This is a genomic window from Planktothrix sp. FACHB-1365, from assembly GCF_014697575.1.
GTDB lineage: Bacteria > Cyanobacteriota > Cyanobacteriia > Cyanobacteriales > Microcoleaceae > Planktothrix.
Genome location: NZ_JACJSC010000002.1, coordinates 322,749 through 348,289, shown reverse-complemented (window position 1 = coordinate 348,289; position 25,541 = coordinate 322,749). Strand labels below are relative to the sequence as shown.

Below are 25,541 nucleotides of genomic sequence, written 5' to 3'. Positions count from 1 at the left end.
TTAAACCCTAAAATATTAGACAATCACTTCTTTTATTTTCCATTGCCTATTGCCTATTGCCTATTGCCTTATTATTAAATTCCATGACTTTTTCCAATCACCCAATGGCGACGGAAAAACCGGGATAGGGAGGATTCTTCTAATTGTAAAACAATCGGGCGACCATGGGGACAAGTGCGGGGGTTTCGAGTTTTGATCCATTGATCTAATAAAGTTTGCATTTGGGTTAAACTCAGAGATGTTCCATTTTTAATCGCACTACGACAGGCTGTTGCGACTTGGGCGGCTTGTAAATCTCCGCCTAAACTTAATTCTAATAAAGCTTCTGAACAATCACTGCGTTTTGCTAATAATTCCGGTGCATTTCTAACCACCCAAACTCCCTCGCCAAACAAATCAATTTCTAATCCTAAACGCTGCATTTGTTCTAATTGTGCTGTTGAGAGAGATTGTAAAATAATACCAGGTTCGAGAGCAACTAATCGCCATTGATCACAAATTTGTTCATATAAAACCCGTTCATGGGCAATATGTTGTTCAATTAACCATAATCCGCTAGAATGTTCTGCAATAATATAAGTATTCAGAACTTGGGCGATCGCTTTAATTTCGATCATCCCTAATTCATTATGAGAGGAAATTGCAGATTCTTCTAAATTAGATTCTATCGAAGAATTAATTTGATACTTTCCCTTTTCTTCTGAAACTTTGATTAACTGATCAATTCGATTTTGAGGCAAAGAAATTCGGTCAAAATTTAACCGTAAAGCTTGGTCAATTCCTTGACTAATTTGTCCTTGTAATACGTTTAAGTTTTGAAGATAAATTTCACTTTTATCCGGGTTACGATTCCAGTCTATTTGGTCAGGAGAAAGGTGGACATGAACAAAACAAATGGGATAGCGATCGCGGGGACAAGTTCGCGCCAAGGCCGTTAATAAGGTTTGTTCTAATTCAGGCGATCGCACCATCCGGCCATTAATCGCAACCTTGACCCAATCGGGTTTACGACGATGGCATCGGTCGGGTAATCCTAATATTAATTCAATAGTTTCTTCATTAATATTATCATAATTTGGGGGGATTTTCAAATAATATAAATCATTCAAACGAATATTTTTAATAATTTGAGGTAAAATTTGTTGAGCATTGACTCCCGGACTAATTTGAAACCAAGGAGTATTACCTTGACGAAGTTGCCAAGTGACCTGGGGATGACATAAGGCAATTTGCTGAATGATTAACTGAATCCCCCGCAATTGTTGAGCAGAAGACGGCAAAGATTGGCGACGAGTTTGCCAATTTTCAAATAAATTAGAAACAGTAACAACGGTTCCCGATGCAACCGCAATAGTTTCGGTTTTAATCGCTTCTCCTTGCTGATTATAATGAACTCGCCAACCCGGACTTGAAGCAGAAGGAGAACTCGGACGACTAATAATTTCTAAATTCGATAATTGTGCTAAACTATGTAAGGCTTCCCCGCGAAATCCTAAACTTTTAATTTGAAATAAATCAGTAATAGTATTAATTTTACTGGTACTATGGGCGCTGGCAGCTTGTTTTAAATTGGCTAAATCCATTCCTAAGCCATTATCCGCCACTTGTACCCGCCACAATTCCGGCCATACCGAGATTGTAATCCGAGTTGCGTGAGCATCTAAGGCATTTTCAACTAATTCTCGAACCACAGCGGCTAAGGAATCAATAACTTCACTAGCCGCGATTAAATAAACAACATCTTGGGGGAGTGGACGAATTAAATTCAAAGGAAAAACAGTTAAGTTTAACGTTAAAATGCTGTAGAGATCGAGTTTATTCTTTCCCTACAGTTCCGATCTTGATCTCAGGGTTAAAGCGTATAGCAGTTGCCAAGGCAGTTAGAACATAGACTGATGCCAAAACCGTGTGCAGAGAACTCTTTTCCTCTCTGTTCCCTGTTCCCTGTTCCCTGTTCCCTACTATAATTTTAATTTAATTTGACTTCTTCAGCAACTTCTTCTAGCATTTCTTCGGGTTGGGTTTCTGGCAATAAAATGTAAAACGTAGTGCCTTCGTGAGCAATCGATTTAAACTCGATTTTACCGCCATGAGCATCAATAATTGATTTAGCAATTGCTGTGCCTAATCCCGTCCCACTGCGTTTTCCATAGGTGACAAAAGCATCAAATAAATGCTCTCGAATCGCTTCAGGAATTCCAGGGCCATTATCCGCAATGGCAATTGTAACCCAGCCTGGAGTTTTTGAGGTGGTGATCACAATTTTTCCACCTGGTTTTTCAAAGGCTTCTACCGCATTCCCCACTAAATTTTGAAAGACTCGAATCAATTTATTTTCATCAACATAAATAACACAATCATCATCCGCCTTCACAGAAAACCCAACTTGAGTGGATTGAAAATAGACTCGATTTAATTTCTCAAAATGTTCCAACATTTTAGCAACATAAACGGGGCGGCGATACAATACCGTGCTGCCTTTGGCAAATTCTAAAACTTCCTCCGCCATGCCTAACATTCGTTGAATTTGCATCGAAATTAAATCACACCATTCTTCCGTTTCTTCATCGGGGTGCATTTCCTTCAACATGGCACTGGATAACTGAATTCCGGTAAAAGGACTTCTAAAGTCATGCAAAATGGTATTGACCATTTCCCCGACTAATTCCATTTTTTCTTTCCGAACCAACTGATTAACATATTGATTAGTGGTCACTCGCAAATGGTGAATAATATAACTAAATAAATTCAGAATAACTTTACCCTTAGCATTGCTTAAAATTTCCATCAAGTGAGGTCGGGAAATTTTGGCTAATTTGATTTTTCCAGCCGCCATTGCTCTAGCGCTGCGAGGTTGTCCATCTAAAACCCCAAATTCTCCAAAAAAGTCATTGGCTTTAGCAACAGCAACGGTTTGATATTGATTGAAGGAAGCTTGTTTTTTAAACTCAACTTGACCTTCTAAAACTAAGTATAAAAAACTGGGGTCTTCCCCTTCTTCAAAAATAATAGATTGGTCTGTAAATTGTTCAACAACGGCGAGATCACAGAGTTGTTGAGCTTCTGGAGCATCAAAATAACTAATAAATCGATGGGAGGGTAGATCCATTTCAAAATACCGGGTTATCATGCAGAATAGGAGTGATCCGCTCTTGTAGAGTTAAACAGGGGAAGAGAAAGGGCTTGATAGTTGAGAAAAGAGGGATTTCAAAGGTAGGATTGGATTAGGTTTTGGGGATCAAAAAACGAGAGTTCAATCTCATGACTAAATTATACCTTGAGTTAATCCAGCAATTGAGCTAAAGACGCTTGTAACACTGGAGGTAGACAACGCATAATTTTTCCGGTTTGTCGGTCTATGGGCACTAAAGTCACTTGAGCCGTAAGATAAAGACATTGACCGTCTAAAGATTCAATCCGATATTCCCAGGGCAATCGCACGCCTTTTGTCGGTAGGATTCGACTTTTAACAACAATCTCCATGCCCATTTTCACGGGTTGATGATAACGAATATTGAGATACACAACCGGCAATTCGCACCCGATTTCTACTAAGGTATGATACTCCAATCCGGTCAAACGTAACCGTTCTACCCGCGCTTCTTCCAACCAAGACAGATAAGTTCCATGCCAAACAATCCCGCCATAGTCGGTATGGTGGGGAAAAACTCGCACAATATAGTCAAACCAAGGCTTTTCGGAAGTGGTATCCGTTAAGGGCCCAGACTCAGGGAAAGGATTTGTTTCAAACACGTTACAAATAGATTGAGAACGCAACATTTCTACAAATTATCTGTCAACAGTCAGGTTTATTCTAGGTATGGAACCTTTTTAATCCGAGTCGGAGTTAATCTGACCACTGACAAATCATTTATTTTAATCCAAGGAAATACAGATGATAAAAAAAATTCTAGTTGCTGTTGCAGGTCGGGGATTGTGCGAAGAAATGCTGAATATGCTGTTGGATATCCCCTCCTTCCAACAAGCTGCTGTTACTGTTCTGCACGTTGTTCCCCCTCAAGTTAGTTCAGATACAATGTCAGAAAAGTTAGAGGAGGGGGGAAAAATTCTGGCGGAGGCTGTTAAATCAATTCACCTTGACTCTAAACAAATTACTCCTCAACTGAAACAAGGTGACCCTAAAGATATTGTCTGTCAAGTGGCTGACCAGGAAGATGCGGGTTTAATTATTATGGGTTCACGGGGTTTGGGACGCATTCAATCCATCCTGGAAAACTCCGTTAGTCAATATGTGTTTCAATTAACCAGTCGTCCGATGCTATTAGTTAAGGACGATACCTATGTCAAAAAACTCCGCAAAATTATGGTAGCGGTAGATGGTTCTGACTCCTCTAAACAGTGTTTACAGTTGGCGATTTCCTTTGCTAAAGATCTCCCCGGTGCTCAACTGGTTTTAGTCCATATTAACAAAGATTTATCCGGGAAATCGAGTGAAGATTTCAGTATGAATGCTGAAAAAGACCCAATTTTAGCCCCTGCGATTGAAGAAGCAAAACGCATGGGAATTAGTTACCGTTGTGTCAGTGGGATTGGTAAACCTGGCCCGGAATTATGTCGGGTTGCTGAAGAAGTGAACGCTGATTTATTGATGTTGGGTTCCCCAGACCGTCGCCCCAACGTAGCTAAGAGCTTCATCGACTTAGACCGATTGTTAGGATCATCGTTATCAGATTATGTTCGAGTTTATGCGGGTTGTCCTGTATTATTAACCCGGACAACCAGCGCATAATTTATTCTGAATCAACCCTAATTAGAAAAAAGCGCCACAGCAATAGTCTGAGGGCGCTTTTTTGAATGAAAATTCAACCCAAATTTAGGAACAACGAAATTAACCTTGTTTTCCTTCGCGGCTTTGGGTTTGGATATACAGAATCAACAGGAAAACAGCCGGAACTAGCACAAACAAAATGCTGGCTACAAAACCCAGATCATTAACTTGCATAATTGCCCTACCTTAACTTAAACAGAAAATTCTAATAGACATAGGATATCATTGATTGACGTTTCTGAATAGTGTTAAGGGTTGCCGAGTGCGGAGTCCCAAGTACGGAGTTCCTCTCCCTGGTCTTCAGTGTTGCGGTGATAGGTAAGCACAACTTACCAAATTGTAGTTAAATCTAACACAAAACCGGGTAAAATATCCTCTCCTGAAATTTCGTTTGGATAATCTAAAATTTCCACGTCTTGATTCAAGCGATAGATTTCAATTTGTTGCTGTTTCCGATTAATTAACCATCCTAATTTTGCCCCATTTTCTTGATATTCTTGCATTTTTTGACGAGTTTTTTCTAAACGGTCACTGGGAGACATTAACTCCACCACAAAATCAGGACATAAGGGGATAAATTTCTCTTGTTGTTCAGGAGTTAACGCTTCCCAACGTTCTCGACTTACCCAAGACGCATCAGGAGAACGGTCAGCACCATTAGGGAGGGTAAAACCCGTATTTGAGTCAAACACTTCACCTAAATGGGTTTTAGAATTCCATAAATCCAATTGAGTGATGAGTTTAACATTTCGTTTCCCCGTATTTCCTCCCGTAGGTGGCATAATAATTAACTCTCCTGTCGCCGTGCGTTCAAATTGCAAATCATGATTTTCTTGACACAGTTGCCAAAATTGTTCCTGAGTTAAATCGAGTTTTAATGTTAAAATGGGGGGTAAAGTTAGAATATTGGTTTCCATAGAGATTTTGTAAATAAAATTATAAAATTTTATTAAGATATTATAGCATAATATTTTTAAAAGAAACACCTTCAACTAACAAACTCATCTCTAATTCATGTTAACTTTTGTAACATTTTTAATTCATAATCCGGTCACTTTGCACCCCTGAACCCCAAATAAAAACTAAAATTAAATCTTCTGGAATTTTCTGGAATTTTACTTGAAATATCTGTTATTACAAAGGAAAGTATCACCTATTAAAGACGATGAGAAATTTTACCCAATTTCGCCTAATTCGGCGGCGGTTTATCTTCGTTTTTCTATTTATCTTAACTCTGGTGGGATGTCGCATCATTAGTCATGCTCCCGTTAGCGAAGTGATTCCGATGGTGGCTGATTTACCCAAACCCCAACTTCCTAACTGGATTGAAACTATTAATCCGTTAGGGGATAGTCCAGAATTAAGCCAAATTCATGTTATTTTTAAAGATCCTTTAATTCCGGTTGAAAATTTAGACAGTTCCCGACAAAAACAACTTTTAAACAACTTTGAAATTACCCCTAAAATACCCGGAGAATTTCGATTTTTAACCCCGAAAATGGTCGGATTTCAAGCTGATCAAGCCTTACCTTTAGCCACTCGGTTACAAGTCACTCTGAAAAAAGGATTAGCCGATTTAAACCAACATCAATTAGACCAAGATATTGCCTGGACATTTGCCACCGAACCGATAAAATTATCAAATTTACCCGGAAGTAAAGAACAACCTGGCTCTCCAGAAAATCCTTTAGGATTAAACCCCCAACTCAAATTTAATTCTAACGTAGAATTAGATTTAAACTCTTTAAAACAACATTTACAATTGATTTCAAAAAAAACAAATCAAGTTATTCCAGTTGAGGTTAAACTCGCCGAACCAGAAGACAATAAAACCCCGGTTGAACCCGATGTTAAATTTAATCCGGCTGTTCAAACCAAAGAATATAGTGTTACGCCTAAACAACCCTTACAAACTGCTACCCAATATCAATTTAAAATCACACCGGGGTTACGTCCAGCGCAAGGAAATTTAGAGACTCAAGTTGAGATTTCTAGCTTAGTTAAAACCTATGATACCTTAAAATTTATCAGTTTAGAACTTCCCGGTAAAGCGAGTATAGAAGGAACATCAGGACGATTTGTAACCGGAAACCCCCAACTACAATTTAATAATGGAATTATTGCAGAATCTGCCCTTAAAAATATAACCCTTAAACCTGCACCTAAAGCCAATATTAAATTAATCCAAGCCTATGATAATAATGATATTATTACCTTGAATCCTTGGGCTTTAGAACCTCAAACCAATTATACAATTACCATAGGGGGAGAACTTGAAGATCAATTTAATCAGAAATTAGGCAAACCTGTTACTATTACTCATAAAACCGGAGATTTAACCCCCGATATTTTTGTCCCTTCAGGACTCAATATTTTTCCCTTTCAACAAGATTTACAACTCAATATTTCCACATTAAATTTACCTCAATCTCAATATCAAGCGAGTTATAACGTTGTTCAACCGACAGATTTAGTTTATACCGATAGTGCTTACCCCAGAACCGAGGGCAAAACTCTATTGCTTCCGGTAGAAAAATGGGCAACGTTTGAGGCTTCTACCCCAAAAAATAAAATTCAAGAAACCCCGATTAATTTACGAGAAAAATTAGGGGGAAATACAGGAATGTTAGCTTATGGAGTAAGCGCAAAAACGACTCAATATCAACGAGAAGGTCAACAAAAATGGAGTGAACCTCAATTTTATGGACTGGTACAGTTAACTAACTTAGGAGTCTTTGCTCAATGGTTTCCCGAATCAGGATTAGTCCGAGTTCATCACTTAGATAATGGTTCCGTTGCTGAGAAGGTATCAGTGGATATTTATCCCTCTCAACTGGAGGCAAAATCCTATCCTCAACCCAAAGCTTGTGCAACGGGAACAACTGACAAGCAGGGAATGTTAGTATTGAATTCTCAACAGTTACAGCAATGTATGAAGGGGAAACGATTTGCTAAAGCTCCGGCGTTATTAGTCATTGCTAAAGAAGGCAAAGATTGGGCATTTACTCGAACTTTTTCCGATAGTGGAGCTTACGGTTATGGAATTGATGCCAATTGGGAAGACCAACAAATTTTATCACGGGGAGTGATTTTTTCCGACCGTCAACTTTATAAACCTGGAGAAAAAATTGCCTTAACAGGTATCGCCTACTCCTTAGAACAGGGAATTTTAAAACCCAATAAAAATGAAAGTTATACCGTGACCTTAGAAAATCCTAAAAAGCAAACCCAAACGTTAGGAGAGTATAAAACCAACGAATTTGCAACATTTTCTGTAGAATTACCCTTAACAGAAAATCAACCTTTAGGAAATTATATTGTTCGGGCAAAAAATCAAAATGGAGTGGAAATTTTGGGGAATTTTCGTGTCGCTGAATTTAAACCCCCTAATTTTAAACTAGACCTAAATTTAAGCCAACAATTTGCCAAAATTGGAGAAACAATTACGGCGAATGCTAAGAGTGAATATTTGTTTGGTTCTCCCGTTGCAGAGGGTTTAGCTCAATATTATGTCACCCGAACAGCAACGGATTTTAGTCCGAAAGGATGGGATAATTATTCCTTTGGTCGTCAATGGTTTTGGCCGGAAGAAAAACCGAATGTTTCTGATAGTGTGTTGCAAGAAAATCAACCGTTAGATGTACAGGGTTTGGGAAGTAAAACCGTTACCGTTGCTAAGGATTTACCTTATCCTATGACCTACCGTGTTGATGTAGAAGTAACGGATATTTCTAATTTATCCGTTGCCAATTCTCAATCGTTTATTGCCCTTCCGAGTCATCGTTTAATAGGGTTAAAAACCCCCTTTATTGGAGAAGCAGGTAAAGCCTTACCCATTGATATAATTGTCACAGATGATCAAGGAAAACCCTTAGAAAATATTGGGGTAAATTTGCAATTGCAAAAAATGGATTATAGCCAGGTTACACGGGTTGTAGAAGGCGCACAAACCAACAAAAACCAAATTCAATATCAAACAGTTGATCAAATTGAGGTAACGTCCGGTGCTAAAGAACAAACGGTTTCTTTAAATCCTTCTGAGTCGGGTTCCTATCGAATTCAGGCGAATTTTACTGATACAAAAGATGAAATTACAGCCACAGATTTACAAATTTGGGTAACAGGAAATGAATTCGTGAACTGGGGAGGAGTAGACGAGAATCGTTTAGAAATTAAACTCAATAAAACCACCTATAAACCTGGAGAAACTGCAACGGCTTTAATTCAATCTCCCTATCCTGAAGGAGAATTATATTTTGCCGTCGTCCGTGATAAACCTTTGTATGAAACGGTGATGAAAGTCAAAGGAAGCGCGCCTGAAATCAAGTTTCAAGTGACTCCTGAAATGTTACCGAATGCAGCAGTTGAAGCGGTATTAGTGCGACAAGGAAAACCGATTTCTGAACTTGAACCGGGGAGCTTAGAAAACTTAGCTAAAATTGGGTTAACACCGTTTAATATTAATCTCGAAGATCAATATCTCAAAGTCCAAGTTAATCCTCAACACAACAAGCTAGAACCCAGTTCTGAACAAACCTTAAATCTAACTTTAAAAGATGCAAAAAATCAACCTGTTCGCGGACAATTGACGGTAATGGTGGTGAATGATTCGATTTTACAACTTAATGGTTATCGTCCCCCCAATTTAACCGAAACAGTCTATGCTGAACAACCGATTTCCACCCGATTTAGTGATAATCGTCCGGCGGTTATTTTAAATCAAGTCGCTTCTCCATTAGCAAAAGGTTGGGGTTATGGAGGCGGTTTATCCACTGCAACTGCTAATCCTCGAATTCGTAAAGAATTTCAACCTTTAGCCTTTTATAACGGTTCAATTGTTACGGATAATCAAGGAAAAGCAACAGTTAATTTCAAGGTTCCTGATGATTTGACGACTTGGCGAGTGATGGTTGTCGCAACGGATGGAAATCTTAAATTTGGTTCGGAGGAAACCACATTTATTACCACTCAAGCGTTAATTTCTAATCCCATTTTACCTCAATTTGCTCGTCCTGGCGATCGCATTTTAGCCGGATTATCCATTACTAATTTAACGGAAGAACAAGGCAACTTAAATATTACGGGAACTGTTAATGGCGGGATTCAATTTTCACCGGGAAATACCAATCAACAAACTTTAAAAACTAAAGCTGAAGCTGGAACAAATGCTTACCGTTTTCCAATTTTAGTCAAACAAGCAGGTAACGCTAAAGTTGAGTTCAAAACGGAATTTAACAACAAATTCGATGGGTTTGAAGTGCCTTTAGAAGTTAAAACGTTTAACGTTATTGAACAAGTCATTGAGTCAGGACGCACGACGAATTCCATCACCATTCCCCTGAATATTAGTAAAAAAGTTGTTCCCGATGTGGGAGGATTAGAAATTAATTTAGCGAGTACCTTAATTCCTCAATTAACGGCTGCTGCTGAACAAGTTTTTAATCAAGACGAATGGCCGTTTCTGGAACCTGGGGTGAGTGAATTGCTAATCGCTGCTAATTTGGAAATTCTGGGTAAAAAATATAATCAAAATTTCAGCAAATTGCAGTTATCTAAACGTGCTAAAACCGCTTTAGCTCAGATTAAGACGTTACAGAAGGAAAATGGTGGGATTTCAGCTTATCCGGGTTCAAGACTCTCCGATCCGCTTCTTTCTGCCTATACGGGGGAAGCCTTAGCTCAAGCTACAAAAGCGGGGTTTGCTGTTGATTCTCAGGTGATTAATTCCCTCAAAACCTATTTAATCCAAGGGGTTGATAACCCTGGAAAATATGACTTTTGTACCGAGGACGTTTGTAAAAATGAAATTCGGTTAAATGCGTTAATAGCTTTGGATAATCTGGGAGAAAAACGCAGTGATTTCCTAGATACTATCTTGCAAAACTTTGAGGAATTTGATGCTGTTAACCAAATTAAATTAGTACGTTATTTATCCCAATTTCCTCAATGGAAAGAAGAGTATAATCGTCTCTTTAAGCAAGTGCAGAAACAGATCTATATCACCGGAAGAAGTGCGACGCTCAATTTCCCCCAAGGCTACCGTTGGTTAAATTCTCCGACAACTATTCAATCCCAAGGATTACGTTTAGCGATCGCCCAAAATCCCCAATCTCAAATCGTTGATAAACTGGTACAAAGTTTATTGAATCTGCGTCAAGATGGCACTTGGGGAAGCAGTTATGATAATGCACAAGCGTTAACAGCTTTAGTTGCTTATGCAGGAACAGAAACGACACCTCCTAATTTTAATGTTGCCATTAAATTAGGCAATCAAACCCTAGGAGAAACTCAATTTAAGGGCTACAAAGATTCGAGTTATCGTTTGAATGTACCGATGTCAGAATTACCGAAAGGCAAAAACGATTTGATCTTACAACAATCAAATCAAGGTTTATTAAATTATTGGGTTGCTTATCGATATCGTTTAGAAGGAAATCAACCGGGACGATTAAATGGGTTAAGAATTACCCGAACAATTCGTCCGGCTAATGAGGATAAAGTCTTACAAACCATTGATTTAAACTCTCCTCAACAGCTTTTGAAAGTTCAACCCGGACAAGTGTTTGATATTGGGTTAGATATTATTACGGATCATCCTATTGATCAAGTGATGATTACTGATCCCCTTCCGGCTGGATTTGAAGCGATTGATGCTAGTTTTAAAACCAGTAATTTGGCAGTACAGGCTCAAAAAAGTAGTTGGGAAATTAACTATCAAACCATTTACAAAGATCGAATTATTGCCTATAGTGATCGTTTAGAACCGGGGGTTTATCAACTGCATTATTTAGTTCGGTCTGTCACGCCAGGAGAATATTTATGGCCCGGAGCAGAAGCTAAATTACAATATACTCCTGAAGAATTTGGTCGCAGTGCATCAACAACTTTATTAGTTTCTAAACCTTAGTCCCCTGTAGAGACGTTGCATACAACGTCTCTACTAGATCTGAAACCTGTTCCCTGTTCCCCATTCGTAATTCGTAATTCGTAATTCGTAATTCCCTATTCCCTGTCTCATTATTTCTTCCGTCTTTTGAGTGCTTTTTTAACTAAAATTGGAATTTCCGAAGGACGTTCTGCAACGAGAACTTCTGCCGTTTTAAAAGCCGCAATTTTACTTTCAACCGTACCCGCATCTACCATATTACTAACAACTTTTGAAGTCATTAATAAACTAGCATGACCTAAAAGTTTAGTGGCTGGGGCGTGTAACCCGGCAATATAAGCAACAACGGGTTTATCAATAGCTTCAGCAATATAAGAAGCCGCTTCTTCTTCGCTAGTTCCCCCCATTTCTCCCACTAAAACAATCACCTCTGTATTTTCATCTTCATCTAAAATTTCTAACCATTGTAAAAAAGAAGAACCCACAATAAAATCACTCCCAATACTCACCGCCACCGATTGACCTAATCCCGCTTGGGTTAATTCTGCCGCCACTTCATAAGTTAAGGTACTACTTCGACTTAATAATCCTACATTTCCCGGTTTATAAAATTCACTGGGGTGAGTTCCTAATAATAATTGATCTGGAATAATAATCCCTGAACAATTAGGGCCAATTACTAAAGTTTCTGTAACTTCTGCTTTGCGGACTAAATGTACCATATCTAAAGGCGGCATTCCTTCAGTAACAATAATTAACTGACGAATTCCCGCCGCCATTGCTTCTAAAGCCGCATCTAAAACTTGATAAGGATGAACAAAAATCACGCTAATATCGATTTCGCCGACACTGGCAATGGCTTGTTCAACTAAATCAAAAACTGGAATTTCACTTAACTCCTGCCCTCCCTGACCCGGACTGACACAGGCGACAATCTGAGTCCCGTAGGTTTTCATTTGTACAACCGCTTGGGTTAAGGAAGGCGAGATCGTTGTACCCTGTACGATCACTTTACTATCAGGAGTTAAATTCATATTTGATCATCCAAATTCGGGGGAAGTTTTACAAGGGTGAATCACAAACTATTTCGCTAAATTAATCGCTGCAACCACAGCTAAATCTAACCGATCAAATAAATTTACAGGTAAATCAGCAAACTGTTCTCGACAGGATTCGAGATCAATTCCAGCTAACCGAAACACAAATTGAGGTAAATTAGTTGTCCGAGCTTTGCGTTTTAAATACCCGGCAATTTCCACTAAAAGAGGGAAACGAATCGTGGGTTGAACCCAGAGATTTGCAATCACAACCTTAACCTGTTTGGATTGAGTTACTAAATCAATTCCCCGATATAATCGTTGGCGAAAATCTTCTGTAATTTCATAGTGATCCGCCCCACCTAAATTGAGAAAATTTGCAGGTTTACCAGAAGATTGCATGACTAAATCTAAGGTTGCCATGGTTAAGCCAGCCCCATTACATAAAATCCCCATATTCCCTTCTAATTCCACTAAATTTAGTTGGGGATGAAACAATTCATCTGCAATTTTCGGTAGGGAAACCGCATGATAGGTTTGTTGGGCTTTCAAAAGCAAAATCAAGTCTTCATGTCGTCCCAAGGCGCCACTATTGGCAATCACTTTGCCATCTAGTGCCATGACTTCACCCGTCGGACTAATCCCTAACGGATTAATTTCAACTAGATCTAAATCTTTCTCAACAAACAAACGATACATTTTTTCAACAATGGTACTCACCGAGAGAATTAAATCTCCCTCTAATCCCATTTTCAACATTAACCGTCGAGCATAAAACGGGGAAAAATCCTGATCGACAATCACTTGCTGAATTTTGGAGAGGGTAGCTTCTACATTCACCCCTCCCTGTTGTGAGCCCAATAACACCGGACGCCGTGATCCCGGATCTAAGGTAACGGCTAAATATAATTCCCGATCTGCATCATATTTGGCTTCGGCCAAGAGGACTTGGGGACATTCACCGCGAATGGGTAAATTAAAAATCATTTGGGCCGCAGCGACCGCATCAATGGTATTTTCCACAAACCGAATCCCTCCGGCTTTTCCCCGTCCCCCCGCCCGGACTTGGGATTTAAGCACCACCGGATAGGGAATGGTCAAACCCTTCAAATCCTGAGCTTGATCAATCCGTTGTGACGGTAAAACCGGAATCGACATTTGACGAAATAACGTTTTAGCTTGATACTCTAGCAAATCCATGCAGTGTTCCTCATTCAGAGACGTGCCATGGCGCGTCTGTACGGGTTCCTTGATGAACGGTCTTGACCCATTTCAGTTGTTTGGGACGAATCGAAATCCGAGCCGTTGTACTCCCGACCACTAATAACCAGTGAAGCATATAGACCGTACCCCGAACAGTATCAATCCAAAGGGTTAGGGGTTGGGTTTGGCGGATTCGTTGTAAACCAAAAAACATTCCCAATAAAGACAGGGTGAGGGTAAAACAAGTTAAGGGCGTTGTTAAGGGTAAACGGCGTTGAATTAAAGACAGTACCAAATCAGGAACCGCCGCCGTCGGTAAGATATATTGAGTGATCCAAAAACCGAGCAAATCGATGGTTTTTGAAGTTCCCATGCGATTACGGAGAATTAAACGCCAATAATCTAAATAGCGTTGATAACCGCCTTCTGCCCACCGATTGCGTTGATGCCATAAGGCTTTAAAATGGGTAACGCCCTCTTCATTGACGGGGGGAAAGGACAAACATTCAATATCCCATTGATCCAAATGTAATCGGATTGTTAAATCTAAATCATCGGTAATGGTTTCTTCATTCCAACCCCCACAACTTAATAAAGCCTGACGTCGGACAAACTGCCCATTTCCCCGGAGTTCTCCAATGCCACCAATGGTAATTCGTTGTTCTTGAAAATAAGCATCTAAAGCCATCTCTGCGGCTTGAGAACGAGTCCAAAAATTTTCCGAGGCATTGGCAATGGCTTTCCGCACTTGGACAGCCCCCACCTGTTCGGTATTGAAGAGGGGAACAACGTGGCGTAACATATCCGGTGCGATTTGAGCATCGGCATCAAAAACCCCTAAAATCTCCCCTTGAGTTAAGGGTAAGACTTGATTTAAAGCTCCTGATTTTCCACCCGTAGCATTTCCTGAACGCCGTAATACCTTAAGTTGTTGATAGTCTTGGGCGAGTTTTTCCAGAATAACAGAGGTTTGATCGCTACTATTATCATCAACAACCCAAAGTTCATAGCAATCACTGGGATAATCTAAGCTACAGAGATTTTTAACCAGACGACCAATGACGGCTTCTTCATTTTTAGCGGCGACTAATAACGAAACATAAGGCCAATTTTGTTGGGATTGTTCTGGTAAAATTTCCTCAAAAGATCGGGTTTTGGCTAAAAATATTCTTAAGGCATGAATGGATAATAAACCCGTTAAACCGAGGATAAATCCCATTCCCCAAGAAACAAAATGTAGAATAATGATTCCACCCCAAATTAAGCTCAGGGCAACGGCCGCTTTCTGTCTACGACCTTGATACCACTGGGAGCAAACTTTGAAGTCTGACTCTTTGGGGGAAAAACTCGTGCCAGCGTGTGGAGTAGCGACATTTACCGAGGGATAAACCATTGAGGCTCCATTCCCACTGACCCCACTATCCTGCTGATTCCGTTGAGATTTCCAAGCCGGAGATGAATCAGGATAGTCTTGATCACTGGTTAGCGCTTTTACATCACCGTTGCATAAGCTGTCAGCATCCTTTTCTGGCCAAGACTGTTTTGGCATAGATAATCTGATTTAACCCTCAATATTCGTCCAATCTGCTATCTAGTATCCAATATTGTGGCACTTCTTCGCGGTTTAAACCTAGTTATATACAGGCAGACCCGATGAAATAGCCCTGTTCCTGTTCAACAAATGGGCTGTTGACCGGGTTTAACGGCATGAATATTTTCACTTCCTGATTGAGGCCATCCTCTTCGATCTCCGGCTTCTCCGGGTTGTCCCCAACCTAATTGTAATAACATCTCTAAAAAACTAGATTTTTCCCATTTCCAAATACAAGCCCATTCTGTGCGTTGGACAATAGCATCTACTTCTTCAATACAAATTTGACGATAATCTTTACCATTATTTAAACTTAAATATAAATCCATTCCCGCCGTTACTTCGTCCCAAAATTCTAAGACTCGAATTTTTGCCCGTTTTAACTGTTCAAAATCACAAGGTAAGGCGATTAATTGTTCATTAACAAAGGGAAACTGTAGGGTTTTTCCCTTAACAGTAATTTCTCGCTCCAGAATCCCAGAAACTTGATTTTCTTTTTGATACTGGTGAATGGTGGCTTTAAAATTTTGATAAGCTGTAAACTTTTGAATTCCCTCTGGCTTCAAAAAACAATCAATTACTGGGTTTCCGACGGCAGGCGTTGCCTTTAAATTCAAACGCTCCCCTTTCAGACAAGCCTCGCGCTCCTCCTTTAAAATGTGGATCAGTTCCTCTGTGCTATAGATTTTTGACATCAGAAACGTCCTAACTTGCCAGTATTTATCAGATGGGTTTGTGATTAGACGACATGGTAGTGCATTGGTCTAAGGGATGTCAAGGAACTGATCCGGGGTTGTATCACATCTGGGGGAAGTTATTGATCCGAACTCAGTTTAGATTTTAACAACTTCAGTCGATCTAAACTGAGATTGATTTTCACTTCTATTAACTGTTGATGATCTCGTAATAAAATCATACCATTTTTACCGACTGCTAAATCTGGATCGGTTAATTCAATCAGTTGATAGGGCAGCTTATAGCGTTCTACTCGAATCACAATTTGTTGTTGAGATTCAGGAAAAATATACAATCGTTTTTGTTGTAAATCCAGTTCTAATTTATGGGGGGTAATACTTCGTTCTTGAGGTTGTTCGGGTTTAAACCAATAAAGGGTAGCACCCCGAACTTGTGGGGTCTTGATGGTAAAGATTTCATCAAATTTTTGGGGTTCCCAGTCTAAATGGATGAGATCTCCATCGGTCGGGAGTAACCGTTGTTGCCAATGAATCTCCTGATCTTGTAAGGATACCCACCACTGACGAATGGTATCGAGATGGGTTGCATTATCAGGGTTACTACTGCCATACTGCCAAAGGGTTGTCATTGTTTTTGACTCAATTCTATTTGATTTAACTCTAACGTTTTAACTACAGTTAGCGAGTATGGATTTACCGATCATTTTTCATCCTGATTATGTTGTTCCCTTACCGCCTGAACATCGGTTTCCGATGGCTAAGTTTCGTTTATTATATGAGTTATTATTGCGGGATGGAGTGACGGATATTTCTCAAGTTCATACCCCAGAATTACCGCCTCAAGCATGGATTGAATGGGTACATGATAAAGATTATGTAGAGGGGTATTGTCAGGGAACTCTTGAGCCTAAAGCACAACGTCGCATCGGTTTACCTTGGAGTCCGGCTTTAGCAAGACGAACTTGTATTGCTGTGGGGGGGTCAATTTTAACCGCAAAATTAGCGTTATCTCAGGGTTTAGCTTGCAATACGGCGGGAGGAACTCATCATGCGTTTCCCAGTTTTGGATCGGGATTTTGTATTTTTAATGATATCGCGATCGCTACTCGTGTGGTACAAGAGTTAGGACTGGCTAAAACAATATTAATTGTGGATTTGGATGTACATCAAGGAGATGCAACCGCCGTTATTTTCCAAAATGATCCGAATGTGTTTACTTTTTCAATGCACTGTGAGGCAAATTTTCCGGCTAAAAAACAAATCAGTGATTTAGATGTTCCCTTACCGATAGGTATGGAAGATGAGGAATATTTACAGACTTTAGCTGATTATTTACCGGATATATTATCTCAAGTGAAACCCGATTTAGTTTTTTATGATGCAGGGGTTGACCCCCATTGTGAGGATCGATTAGGAAAATTAGCTTTAACGGATACGGGACTTTGGCGACGAGAAATGCAAGTTTTAAGCACTTGTGTTAGTCTAGGTTATCCGGTTGCTGGAATCATAGGTGGGGGCTATTCTGATGATTTAGAAGCATTAGTTTATCGCCATTCTTTACTGCATCGTGCTGCTTCTCAAGTTTATCATCAATATCGGCTTTAATCGAATAAAAGCTTTAGTATTCAATCAAAAACCCACAAAAATTATTTAAAATAAAACAATGATTTTCGACGTTAAAACTCTAAATATATTCAAAAATTTGTCATTATTAACTTTAAAGATAGACTTACAACTTCCCCTGGGGTAGTTTAAACTAAAGAATATGTCCCCTAAATTCCCGTCCCAACGGTTCCGAAGTGACAATGATCACAACTCAATCTAATTCTATTGTTTCAAGTACGATTGTTATTCTATCGATTCCGATTCTGGTTGGCATCTTTAAACCAGAAGTCTTTCAAACCCTGTTTAATGGGTCTGGTTTTATTCCTCATGGTCATTGTTATTTATGGAAACCCGGACTGGTCTGGATGCACGTCAGTTCTGATGTTCTGATTGCTTTAGCTTATTTTTCCATTTCTGTCACATTGGTTTATTTTGTTCATAAATCTCGTCGAGAAATTCCCTTTCATTGGATGTTCTTAGCGTTTGGAGCCTTTATTATTGCTTGTGGAATGACTCATCTGATGGAGGTCTGGACACTTTGGCATCCGATGTATTGGTTAGCAGGAGTCATCAAAGTTATTACAGCCTTTGTTTCAGTGGTAACGGCGTTAGCATTACCGCCTTTAGTTCCCGAAGCTTTAGCTTTAATTGAATCGGCTCATTTATCAGAACAACGTCATCAAAATTTAAAATCGGCTAATCAAAAATTAGAAACCCTTTATGACCAACTCAAGGAATTAGATCACCTCAAAACGCAATTTTTTGCCAATATGAGCCATGAACTTCGGACTCCTTTGGCATTAATTTTGGGGCCAGCAGAACAGTTATTAGCTTCACCTGAACTTCCTCAACAACACCATAAAGATATCCAAATTATTGAACGGAATGCGCGTTTATTACTCAAACAAGTGAATGACCTGCTAGATGTCTCTAAATTAGCAGAAGGTCAAATGCAGCTTCACTATAGCTCTGTGGATATTGCCCATCTGGTGCGAGTGATGGCCGCAAATTTTGACGGATTCGCCCAGGAACAAAATATTGATTTCATTGTGGAAACACCAGAGGTTGTTCTAGCAGAAATCGATGTCGAAAAAATGGAACGTATTTTATTAAATTTACTTTCAAATGCTTTTAAATTTACACCGAAGGGAGGGAAAGTTTACTGCGGTTTATCTGTGTCTGAAAAAACAGATTCTCCTTGGGGAATTATACAAGTGCAAGATAGTGGAATTGGGATTGCGCCAGAACTCAGGGAGGAAATTTTTGAACGGTTTCGTCAAGTAGATACGGGGTTAAGTCGGCAGTTTGGAGGAACGGGATTAGGGTTAGCAATTGTTAAGGAATTTGTGGAACTTCAAGGGGGTTTTGTTACGGTTCAAGAAGCACCAGAGGGTGGAGCCTTATTTTCGGTAGAATTCCCGTTAAAAATTAGTTCTGAGGTTGGAGTTGAGCTTTTCACTTCTACTAACATGAGCAATGATTCCCCCATTTGGAGTGAAAAGACAATTCAACCTTGGTTAGATGAACTGCGAACCTTAATCCCTAACGAGTCCTTATCTCAAAAAATTTCTCAACCGGAAAAACCGTTAGTTTTGGTAGTCGAAGATAATCCAACCATGAGTCAATTTGTCTGTACGACTTTAGCATTAGACTATAATACAGCTACTGCTACTAATGGAGAACAGGGTTTACAGCAAGCCCTCGCCCTACATCCTGATTTAATTATTAGTGATATTATGATGCCACGAATGACTGGGGATGAACTGGTACATCAAATCCGAACTTATCCAGAACTAAATATGATTCCGATTGTGATGTTAACAGCTAAAGTGGATGATGAATCACGGGTACAATTATTACGAGAAGGCGCACAAGATTATTTAATGAAACCCTTTTCGGTAGAGGAATTAAGAGCCAGGGTTAGTAACTGGATTATCATTAAGCGAACAAGAGAGTTATTACAGCAAGAATTAGCAACTCAAAGTGTAGATTTAGAAACTTTGGCTCAGGAATTAGCGTTAAGAAAACGAGAATTACAAATTGCGTTAAAAGGACTTCAACAACAAACAGAAGAATTGACACAAGCTAATCAATTAAAAAATGAATTCTTAGCGATAGTTTCCCATGAATTAAGAACCCCATTAAATGTGATTCTGGGTTGGTTATATCTTTTGCGTACCCGTTCTTTAACTCCTGAACGTTCCCAAGCCGCCTTAGAAACGATGGAACGTAACGCTAAGGCTTTGACGAAGTTAATTGAGAATTTATTAGATATTTCTAATTTATTACAAGGCAAAACTAAAATTAATTTAATGTCTGTTAAGTTACAAGCGGTGATTGAATCTGTATTAAAAAACTTTGAATCTGTAGCAATTACCAAAGGAATTAATTTGCAAGTACAAGTGGATGAATCCGTTAGTAATGTCATTGGAGATCCAGAACGATTACAACAAATTGTAGAACATCTTTTAGATAATGCGATTAAGTTTACCCCTCAAGGGGGACAGGTTAAGATTAGTTTAACAACAAATTCAACTCAAGCTTTTATTCAAGTTCAAGATACAGGTCAAGGTATCCCAGAGGATTCCTTATCTTCTATTTTTGAATCCTTTCGACAAGCTGATAGTTCAATTACTCGACAACATGGAGGATTAGGATTAGGATTAGCTATTGTTAAACAGTTAGTCAAATTGCAGCACGGAAGCGTTCAAGCTGAAAGTGCAGGGGAAGGAAAAGGATCAACGTTTACAGTTACTTTACCCTTGAGAAAATCATCTTATTTCGCTGCTCTTAATTCCAACAATTAAATGAATCAAAGTCAGGCTATCTTTTGAATACAGTTTTGCAAAAAAATAGGTTTAAATTATGATTTCGCATCGCTTAGAACAATATACTATTAAACGTCCGCAAGAAGTTTTAATTGTTAAAATAGAAATTGATGGGGATGCTGATGAAATTGCTATTTTTAAAGGATTTTCCAGTTCATTAATGCGTCCTACTGCTTTTGATCCTGATATTCCAGTTCTTCCTGATACCGCTAAAATTATTGAAATTGATCGCTTATTAAGTCCTTATAATCCCACCGAACCCCGTTATATTCAACAGGGATTAACTTGGGAAATGATGCAGGAATTATTAACAGAATTTGGGCTATAGCAAAACTGGGAGTCAGAAACCGGGTTTCTCAACTGATCTTTTTGTTAGTAGCAAAGGTTAGGGCAGAAACCCGGTTTCTAGGAGGTGTGAGGGTCAGAAACCGGGTTTCTCAACTGATCTTTTTGTTAGTAGCAAAGGTTAGGGCAGAAACCCGGTTTCTAGGAGGTGTGGGTGGGGGTCAGAAACCGGGTTTCTCAACTGATCTTTTTGTTAGTAGCAAAAGTTAGTGCAGAAACCCGGTTTCTTGGTGTTCATTTCAAACTGCGATCGCTTACAATAATATAGATTGACTAACCTCTAAAATTCTTATGTGGACACCGGGCTATCAGTTGCGTCAACGTCCCTATGTTATTGAAAGAATTCTGGGACAAGGGGGTTTTGGGATCACCTACAAAGCCAAACATTTACAATTAGATCATCAAGTTGTTCTGAAAACTCCCAATGCGGGTCTACAAAATGACCCCGAATATCCTAAATATGTTCAACGGTTTATTCAAGAAGGTAAAACCTTAGCCAGACTTTGCCAAAATTCCCATCCCCATATTGTCCGAGTTAGTGATTTATTTGAAGAAAACGGGCTTCACTGCTTAGTTATGGATTTAATTGTGGGGCAGAGTTTATGGGAATTTGTGGAAACAAAAGGTCGGTTATCGGAAGCTGAAGCGGTTAATATTATTCGTCAAATTGCTGATGTTTTGGTGATGGTTCATAACGCTGGAATTATTCATCGAGATGCCCATCCGGGGAATATTATGTTAAGGAATAATACCTCGGCGGTGTTAATTGATTTTGGGCTGGCTGCGGAAATTATGCCCAGAGTGATGAGTTCAAAACATCCGGCTAATTTGAATTTTGCCCCCTATGAACAATTCCTAGAAGGCAGTGGGAAACCGACGGTTGATGTTTATTGTTTAGCGGCTTCTTTATATTATGCGATTACAGGACAATTGCCAACTCAGGCTTTACATCGAAAGTTGAAAAATCAAGCTTTAATTCCGCCTAATAAACTTGTTAAAATTAGTAATCAGATTAATGATGCTATTGTGAAGGGCTTAGGCTTAGAACCGGAAAAACGTCCTCAAACGATGGCGGAGTTTTTGAGATTATTAGATACTCAACCCCAATTCGTTCAAATTCCCCAACCCCATATCGAATTAAAGTCAGCTAGGGGGGTTGATTATCGACAATTAGAACAACTGTTAAAATCTGGAAAGTGGAAAGAAGCTGACCAGGAAACATTTAATAAAATGTTAGAAGCAGCAGGAAGAACACAGGATGGAGAGTTAAGATTTGAAGATATTAATAATTTCCCCTGTGAGGATTTACGCACCATTGATCAGTTATGGGTAAAATACAGTATGTCCCGCTTTGGTTTCAGTGTCCAGAAGAAAATTTGGCTGGAAGTTGGAGGTAAGGTAGACTTGGAGACAGAGCGTAAGTTGGGCGATCGTGTCGGATGGAGAAAGAATGGGCGTGGGATTAGCTACAATGAACTAACCTTTACCTTGCGATCTCCCGTTGGCCATCTCCCCGTATTTGTGAGGGAAAATTTGTGGTTTTTGAATTCTTCTCTCGCGTCAAGAACTGTAAGCTGTAATCTATAACAATTTCAGCCCTTTGTCAAGTCGAGTTTTTGGGGGTCTGTTATTCCCAATTTTCGTTATTTCAGCATTTCGTTACCTGTTAGGGGGTTCAGAAACCGGGTTTCTTAATTGAGCTTTTTGTTAGTAGCAAAGGTTAAGACAGAAACCCGGTTTCTTGGAGGCGTGGGTGGGGCTCAGAACCTGTTCGATATAATTAAGTTAAAGGAAAAGAAAAGGAGGTGAAACAATCGTACATAAGTTCTCTGGCCAAAAAGTATGTGACATTTTAAAACTAAAAAAAGGCAGTATCAAACAAGCACAGCTTCCACAAGGATCGCCTAGCTGGGAAGAATTTAGTGGGATGACATGGGAAGAAATAGAAAAAGGAGTTGCTGAAAACTCTCCGGGTTTTAAAGTTGTTCGCAAATTATTAAGTGATCGGAGGTTTGATAAATGAAAAATGATATTTTTGATCAGTTTCTTGGTTTCCTACAAAATTTAGATCAACAAGAAATTAGCTATTCTCTAGCTCATCATCGGGATGAGGCGATTATGGTGAGTGTTGCGCTTCCTGGGGAGCGTTGGGAAGTTGAATTTTTGAATGATGGATCTGTCGAGATTGAAAGATTTATTAGTCAAGGCGAAATATCGGGAGAAGAAGCTTTAAACGAATTATTTTCTCGATATTCAGATCCAGAGGATGTTTCTATTGAGACTAATTCAAATAAAAAAGAGTCATTATCTTTAAAGGTTTAAATTACTGGTGAGGGTCAGAAACCGGGTTTCTTAAGTTATCTTTCTGTTAATAGCAAAGGTTAAGACAGAAACCCGGTTTCTTGGAGGTGGGGGTGGGGTTCAGAAACCCGGTTTCTTATCCCATCTTTCTGTTAATAGCAAAGGTTAAGGCAGAAACCCGGTTTCTTGGTATGGGTGAGAGTCAGAAACCCGGTTTCTTGTTTGTTATTCGACGCTACCACCCGCCGCTTGTAACCTGGCTCTGGCTCTTTTTACTCTTTTTTTGGCTTTAATTTTGCCTTCTTCAGAACCACTACTTTCAGCCGCTTCTAAATCAGCTTGAGCCTTGGTATAAGCAGTCCGAGCATCCTCTAAATTAATAGAGTCACCCCGTTCGGCACCATTCACTAAAATCGTGACTTCATTGGCTTCAACTTCAGCAAACCCACCCATTAAAGCAATGGGAGTCCATTTATTTTTCAACCGAACCCGCAGTACCCCCGTATCTAAAGCCGTTAATAGGGGGGCGTGACCTGTCAGAATACCCACTTGTCCTGTGGTACTCGGAAGAATCACCTCATCGGCAGTTTCATCCCAGACCGTCCGATCTGGAGCGATTACACGCACAGTTAATGTCATTTGTCAAGAGGTAAAAAATATTGTGGAGATTAAAACAGAATCGTTGTTGGACTGATGCAAAACAGCTAAAGCCCAACAACGCAGGTGAACGTTAGCCTTTCAATTTTTCAGCTTTAGCAATCACTTGGTCAATATCGCCCACCATATAAAAGGCTTGTTCTGGCAGATCATCGAGTTCCCCAGACATAATCATATTGAACCCTTTAATGGTTTTTTCCAGGGTGACATATTGACCCGGAGAACCCGTAAAGACTTCCGCCACAAAGAAAGGTTGAGACAGGAACTTCTCAATCTTGCGAGCGCGAGCGACGGTCAAACGGTCTTCTTCAGACAATTCATCTAACCCTAAAATGGCGATGATGTCTTGTAGTTCTTTGTACCGTTGCAGGGTGGATTGCACAGCCCGGGCGGTGTTATAGTGTTCGCTACCGACAATCGACGGCTGTAACATCGTGGAAGTTGAATCCAGAGGATCAACCGCCGGATAGATCCCTTTAGAAGCCAAACCCCGTGATAATACGGTGGTCGCGTCTAAGTGAGCAAAGGTTGTAGCCGGAGCGGGGTCGGTTAAGTCATCCGCAGGCACATAAACCGCTTGAATTGAGGTAATAGACCCTTCGGTGGTGGAGGTGATGCGTTCTTGCAGTTCACCCATTTCTGTTCCCAGAGTAGGCTGATATCCCACAGCAGAAGGCATCCGACCTAACAGAGCGGACACTTCAGAACCCGCTTGCACGAACCGGAAGATATTATCAATGAACAGCAGCACGTCTTGTTTGCTGACATCCCGGAAATATTCAGCCATGGTCAAAGCCGACAGACCCACCCGCATTCTAGCTCCGGGGGGTTCGTTCATCTGACCGTAAACCAGAGCGACTTTCGATTGAGTCAGGTCGTTGGTGTTGATAACCCCAGACTCAATCATTTCATTGTAAAGGTCGTTTCCTTCACGAGTCCGTTCACCCACACCGCCAAACACGGATACTCCCCCGTGAGCTTTAGCGATGTTATTAATCAGTTCCATAATAATAACGGTTTTGCCCACTCCGGCTCCACCGAACAAACCAATTTTGCCACCCCGACGATAGGGAGCTAACAGGTCTACCACTTTAATCCCCGTTTCAAATACGGCGGGTTTTGTTTCTAACTGAGTAAATGCAGGGGCGGGACGGTGAATAGACGAGGTTTCTTGGGTTTGTACCGGGCCAAAGCTATCAACGGGCTCGCCCACCACGTTGAAAATCCGTCCCAAGGTAGCAGGGCCAACGGGAACACTAATCGGGGCGCCCGTATCAACCACTTCCATCCCTCGGACTAAGCCATCGGTGGTACTCATGGAGACGGAGCGGATTTGACCATCCCCTAACAGTTGTTGCACTTCGCAAACAACGGAAACTTCCTGACCAACTTCGTTTTTGCCACTAATTTTTAATGCGTTGTAGATTTCCGGCAATTTACCGCTCGGAAACTTAACATCTACAACCGGGCCAATGATTTGAGTAATGTAGCCTACGTGTGTTTTTTCTGCGGTGGTGACCATGGGTTTGCCTATGGGTTAATACAAGCTGATTCCGAATTCATCTCGGAAAGCTTTAGAAGAATTTAATATTGCCATCTTTTAG

At 40.0% G+C, this 25,541-nt stretch carries 19 protein-coding genes; 7 read left to right on the top strand and 12 right to left on the bottom strand.

The annotated features are described in order from the left end of the window. Positions 1-74 precede the first annotated feature (74 nt). The 3 genes from mutL to H6G57_RS05800 all read right to left on the bottom strand — a co-directional run bounded on the left by mutL (position 75) and on the right by H6G57_RS05800 (position 3,780). The gene (mutL, locus tag H6G57_RS05810; protein WP_190516766.1) at positions 75-1,769 is read right to left on the bottom strand and encodes a DNA mismatch repair endonuclease MutL; all 1,695 of its coding nucleotides are present in this window, start codon (positions 1,767-1,769) and stop codon (positions 75-77) included. A 200-nt stretch (positions 1,770-1,969) separates the two neighbouring features. Beyond that, positions 1,970-3,109: an ATP-binding protein gene (locus tag H6G57_RS05805; RefSeq protein WP_190516764.1), complete on the bottom strand. Its 1,140-nt coding sequence runs from the start codon at positions 3,107-3,109 to the stop codon at positions 1,970-1,972. A gap of 173 nt (positions 3,110-3,282) precedes the next feature. Then, positions 3,283-3,780, bottom strand: a complete 498-nt coding sequence (locus H6G57_RS05800) for a thioesterase family protein (protein WP_190516762.1) — start codon at positions 3,778-3,780, stop codon at positions 3,283-3,285. A gap of 115 nt (positions 3,781-3,895) precedes the next feature. On the opposite strand from H6G57_RS05800, the gene H6G57_RS05795 reads away from it, so the two are divergent. After that, the gene (locus tag H6G57_RS05795) at positions 3,896-4,750 is read left to right on the top strand and encodes a universal stress protein (protein WP_190516761.1); all 855 of its coding nucleotides are present in this window, start codon (positions 3,896-3,898) and stop codon (positions 4,748-4,750) included. 99 nt (positions 4,751-4,849) lie between these two features. On the opposite strand, the gene psbM is transcribed toward H6G57_RS05795, so the two are convergent. Continuing rightward, positions 4,850-4,963 carry a photosystem II reaction center protein PsbM gene (psbM, locus tag H6G57_RS05790; protein ID WP_072719526.1) on the bottom strand — a complete coding sequence of 38 codons (114 nt, stop codon included), beginning with the start codon at positions 4,961-4,963 and terminating at the stop codon, positions 4,850-4,852. A 155-nt stretch (positions 4,964-5,118) separates the two neighbouring features. Beyond that, a complete protein-coding gene (locus tag H6G57_RS05785; protein ID WP_190516759.1) occupies positions 5,119-5,706 on the bottom strand; it encodes a Uma2 family endonuclease in 588 nt (195 codons plus the stop codon). A gap of 248 nt (positions 5,707-5,954) precedes the next feature. Here H6G57_RS05785 and H6G57_RS05780 point away from each other — a divergent pair, with 248 nt between their 5' ends. Further along, positions 5,955-11,696, top strand: coding sequence for an alpha-2-macroglobulin (locus H6G57_RS05780; RefSeq protein WP_190516757.1), 5,742 nt, complete (start codon positions 5,955-5,957; stop codon positions 11,694-11,696). A gap of 110 nt (positions 11,697-11,806) precedes the next feature. On the opposite strand, the gene H6G57_RS05775 is transcribed toward H6G57_RS05780, so the two are convergent. The 5 genes from H6G57_RS05775 to H6G57_RS05755 form a co-directional block, all read right to left on the bottom strand. After that, positions 11,807-12,709 carry a CoA-binding protein gene (locus tag H6G57_RS05775; protein WP_190516755.1) on the bottom strand — a complete coding sequence of 301 codons (903 nt, stop codon included), beginning with the start codon at positions 12,707-12,709 and terminating at the stop codon, positions 11,807-11,809. A 48-nt stretch (positions 12,710-12,757) separates the two neighbouring features. Next, positions 12,758-13,912, bottom strand: a complete 1,155-nt coding sequence (locus tag H6G57_RS05770; protein WP_190516750.1) for an ATP-grasp domain-containing protein — start codon at positions 13,910-13,912, stop codon at positions 12,758-12,760. 10 nt (positions 13,913-13,922) lie between these two features. Continuing rightward, on the bottom strand, positions 13,923-15,464 hold the full coding sequence (locus H6G57_RS05765) for a glycosyltransferase family 2 protein (protein ID WP_190516749.1): 1,542 nt from the start codon (positions 15,462-15,464) through the stop codon (positions 13,923-13,925). A 125-nt stretch (positions 15,465-15,589) separates the two neighbouring features. Continuing rightward, a complete protein-coding gene (locus H6G57_RS05760) occupies positions 15,590-16,201 on the bottom strand; it encodes a hypothetical protein (protein ID WP_190516747.1) in 612 nt (203 codons plus the stop codon). A gap of 119 nt (positions 16,202-16,320) precedes the next feature. Continuing rightward, positions 16,321-16,830, bottom strand: a complete 510-nt coding sequence (locus H6G57_RS05755; protein WP_190516745.1) for a hypothetical protein — start codon at positions 16,828-16,830, stop codon at positions 16,321-16,323. Between the two features lie 58 nt (positions 16,831-16,888). On the opposite strand from H6G57_RS05755, the gene H6G57_RS05750 reads away from it, so the two are divergent. The 5 genes from H6G57_RS05750 to H6G57_RS05730 all read left to right on the top strand — a co-directional run bounded on the left by H6G57_RS05750 (position 16,889) and on the right by H6G57_RS05730 (position 23,301). After that, on the top strand, positions 16,889-17,806 hold the full coding sequence (locus tag H6G57_RS05750; protein ID WP_190516744.1) for a histone deacetylase: 918 nt from the start codon (positions 16,889-16,891) through the stop codon (positions 17,804-17,806). A 200-nt stretch (positions 17,807-18,006) separates the two neighbouring features. Beyond that, positions 18,007-20,613: an ATP-binding protein gene (locus H6G57_RS05745; RefSeq protein WP_190516742.1), complete on the top strand. Its 2,607-nt coding sequence runs from the start codon at positions 18,007-18,009 to the stop codon at positions 20,611-20,613. Positions 20,614-20,671: 58 nt separating this feature from the next. Further along, complete coding sequence (locus tag H6G57_RS05740; RefSeq protein WP_190516740.1) at positions 20,672-20,962, top strand: hypothetical protein; 291 nt, start codon at positions 20,672-20,674, stop codon at positions 20,960-20,962. 308 nt (positions 20,963-21,270) lie between these two features. Continuing rightward, the gene (locus H6G57_RS05735; protein WP_190516738.1) at positions 21,271-22,566 is read left to right on the top strand and encodes a serine/threonine-protein kinase; all 1,296 of its coding nucleotides are present in this window, start codon (positions 21,271-21,273) and stop codon (positions 22,564-22,566) included. A gap of 432 nt (positions 22,567-22,998) precedes the next feature. Next, positions 22,999-23,301: a hypothetical protein gene (locus H6G57_RS05730; RefSeq protein WP_190516737.1), complete on the top strand. Its 303-nt coding sequence runs from the start codon at positions 22,999-23,001 to the stop codon at positions 23,299-23,301. A 204-nt stretch (positions 23,302-23,505) separates the two neighbouring features. Here the strand turns inward: H6G57_RS05730 and atpC are convergent, their stop codons facing one another. Both atpC and atpD read right to left on the bottom strand, forming a co-directional pair. Beyond that, a complete protein-coding gene (gene atpC / locus H6G57_RS05725) occupies positions 23,506-23,919 on the bottom strand; it encodes an ATP synthase F1 subunit epsilon (protein WP_190516735.1) in 414 nt (137 codons plus the stop codon). Between the two features lie 91 nt (positions 23,920-24,010). After that, positions 24,011-25,459 carry a F0F1 ATP synthase subunit beta gene (gene atpD / locus H6G57_RS05720; protein WP_190516733.1) on the bottom strand — a complete coding sequence of 483 codons (1,449 nt, stop codon included), beginning with the start codon at positions 25,457-25,459 and terminating at the stop codon, positions 24,011-24,013. Between the last annotated feature and the right edge of the window lie 82 nt (positions 25,460-25,541).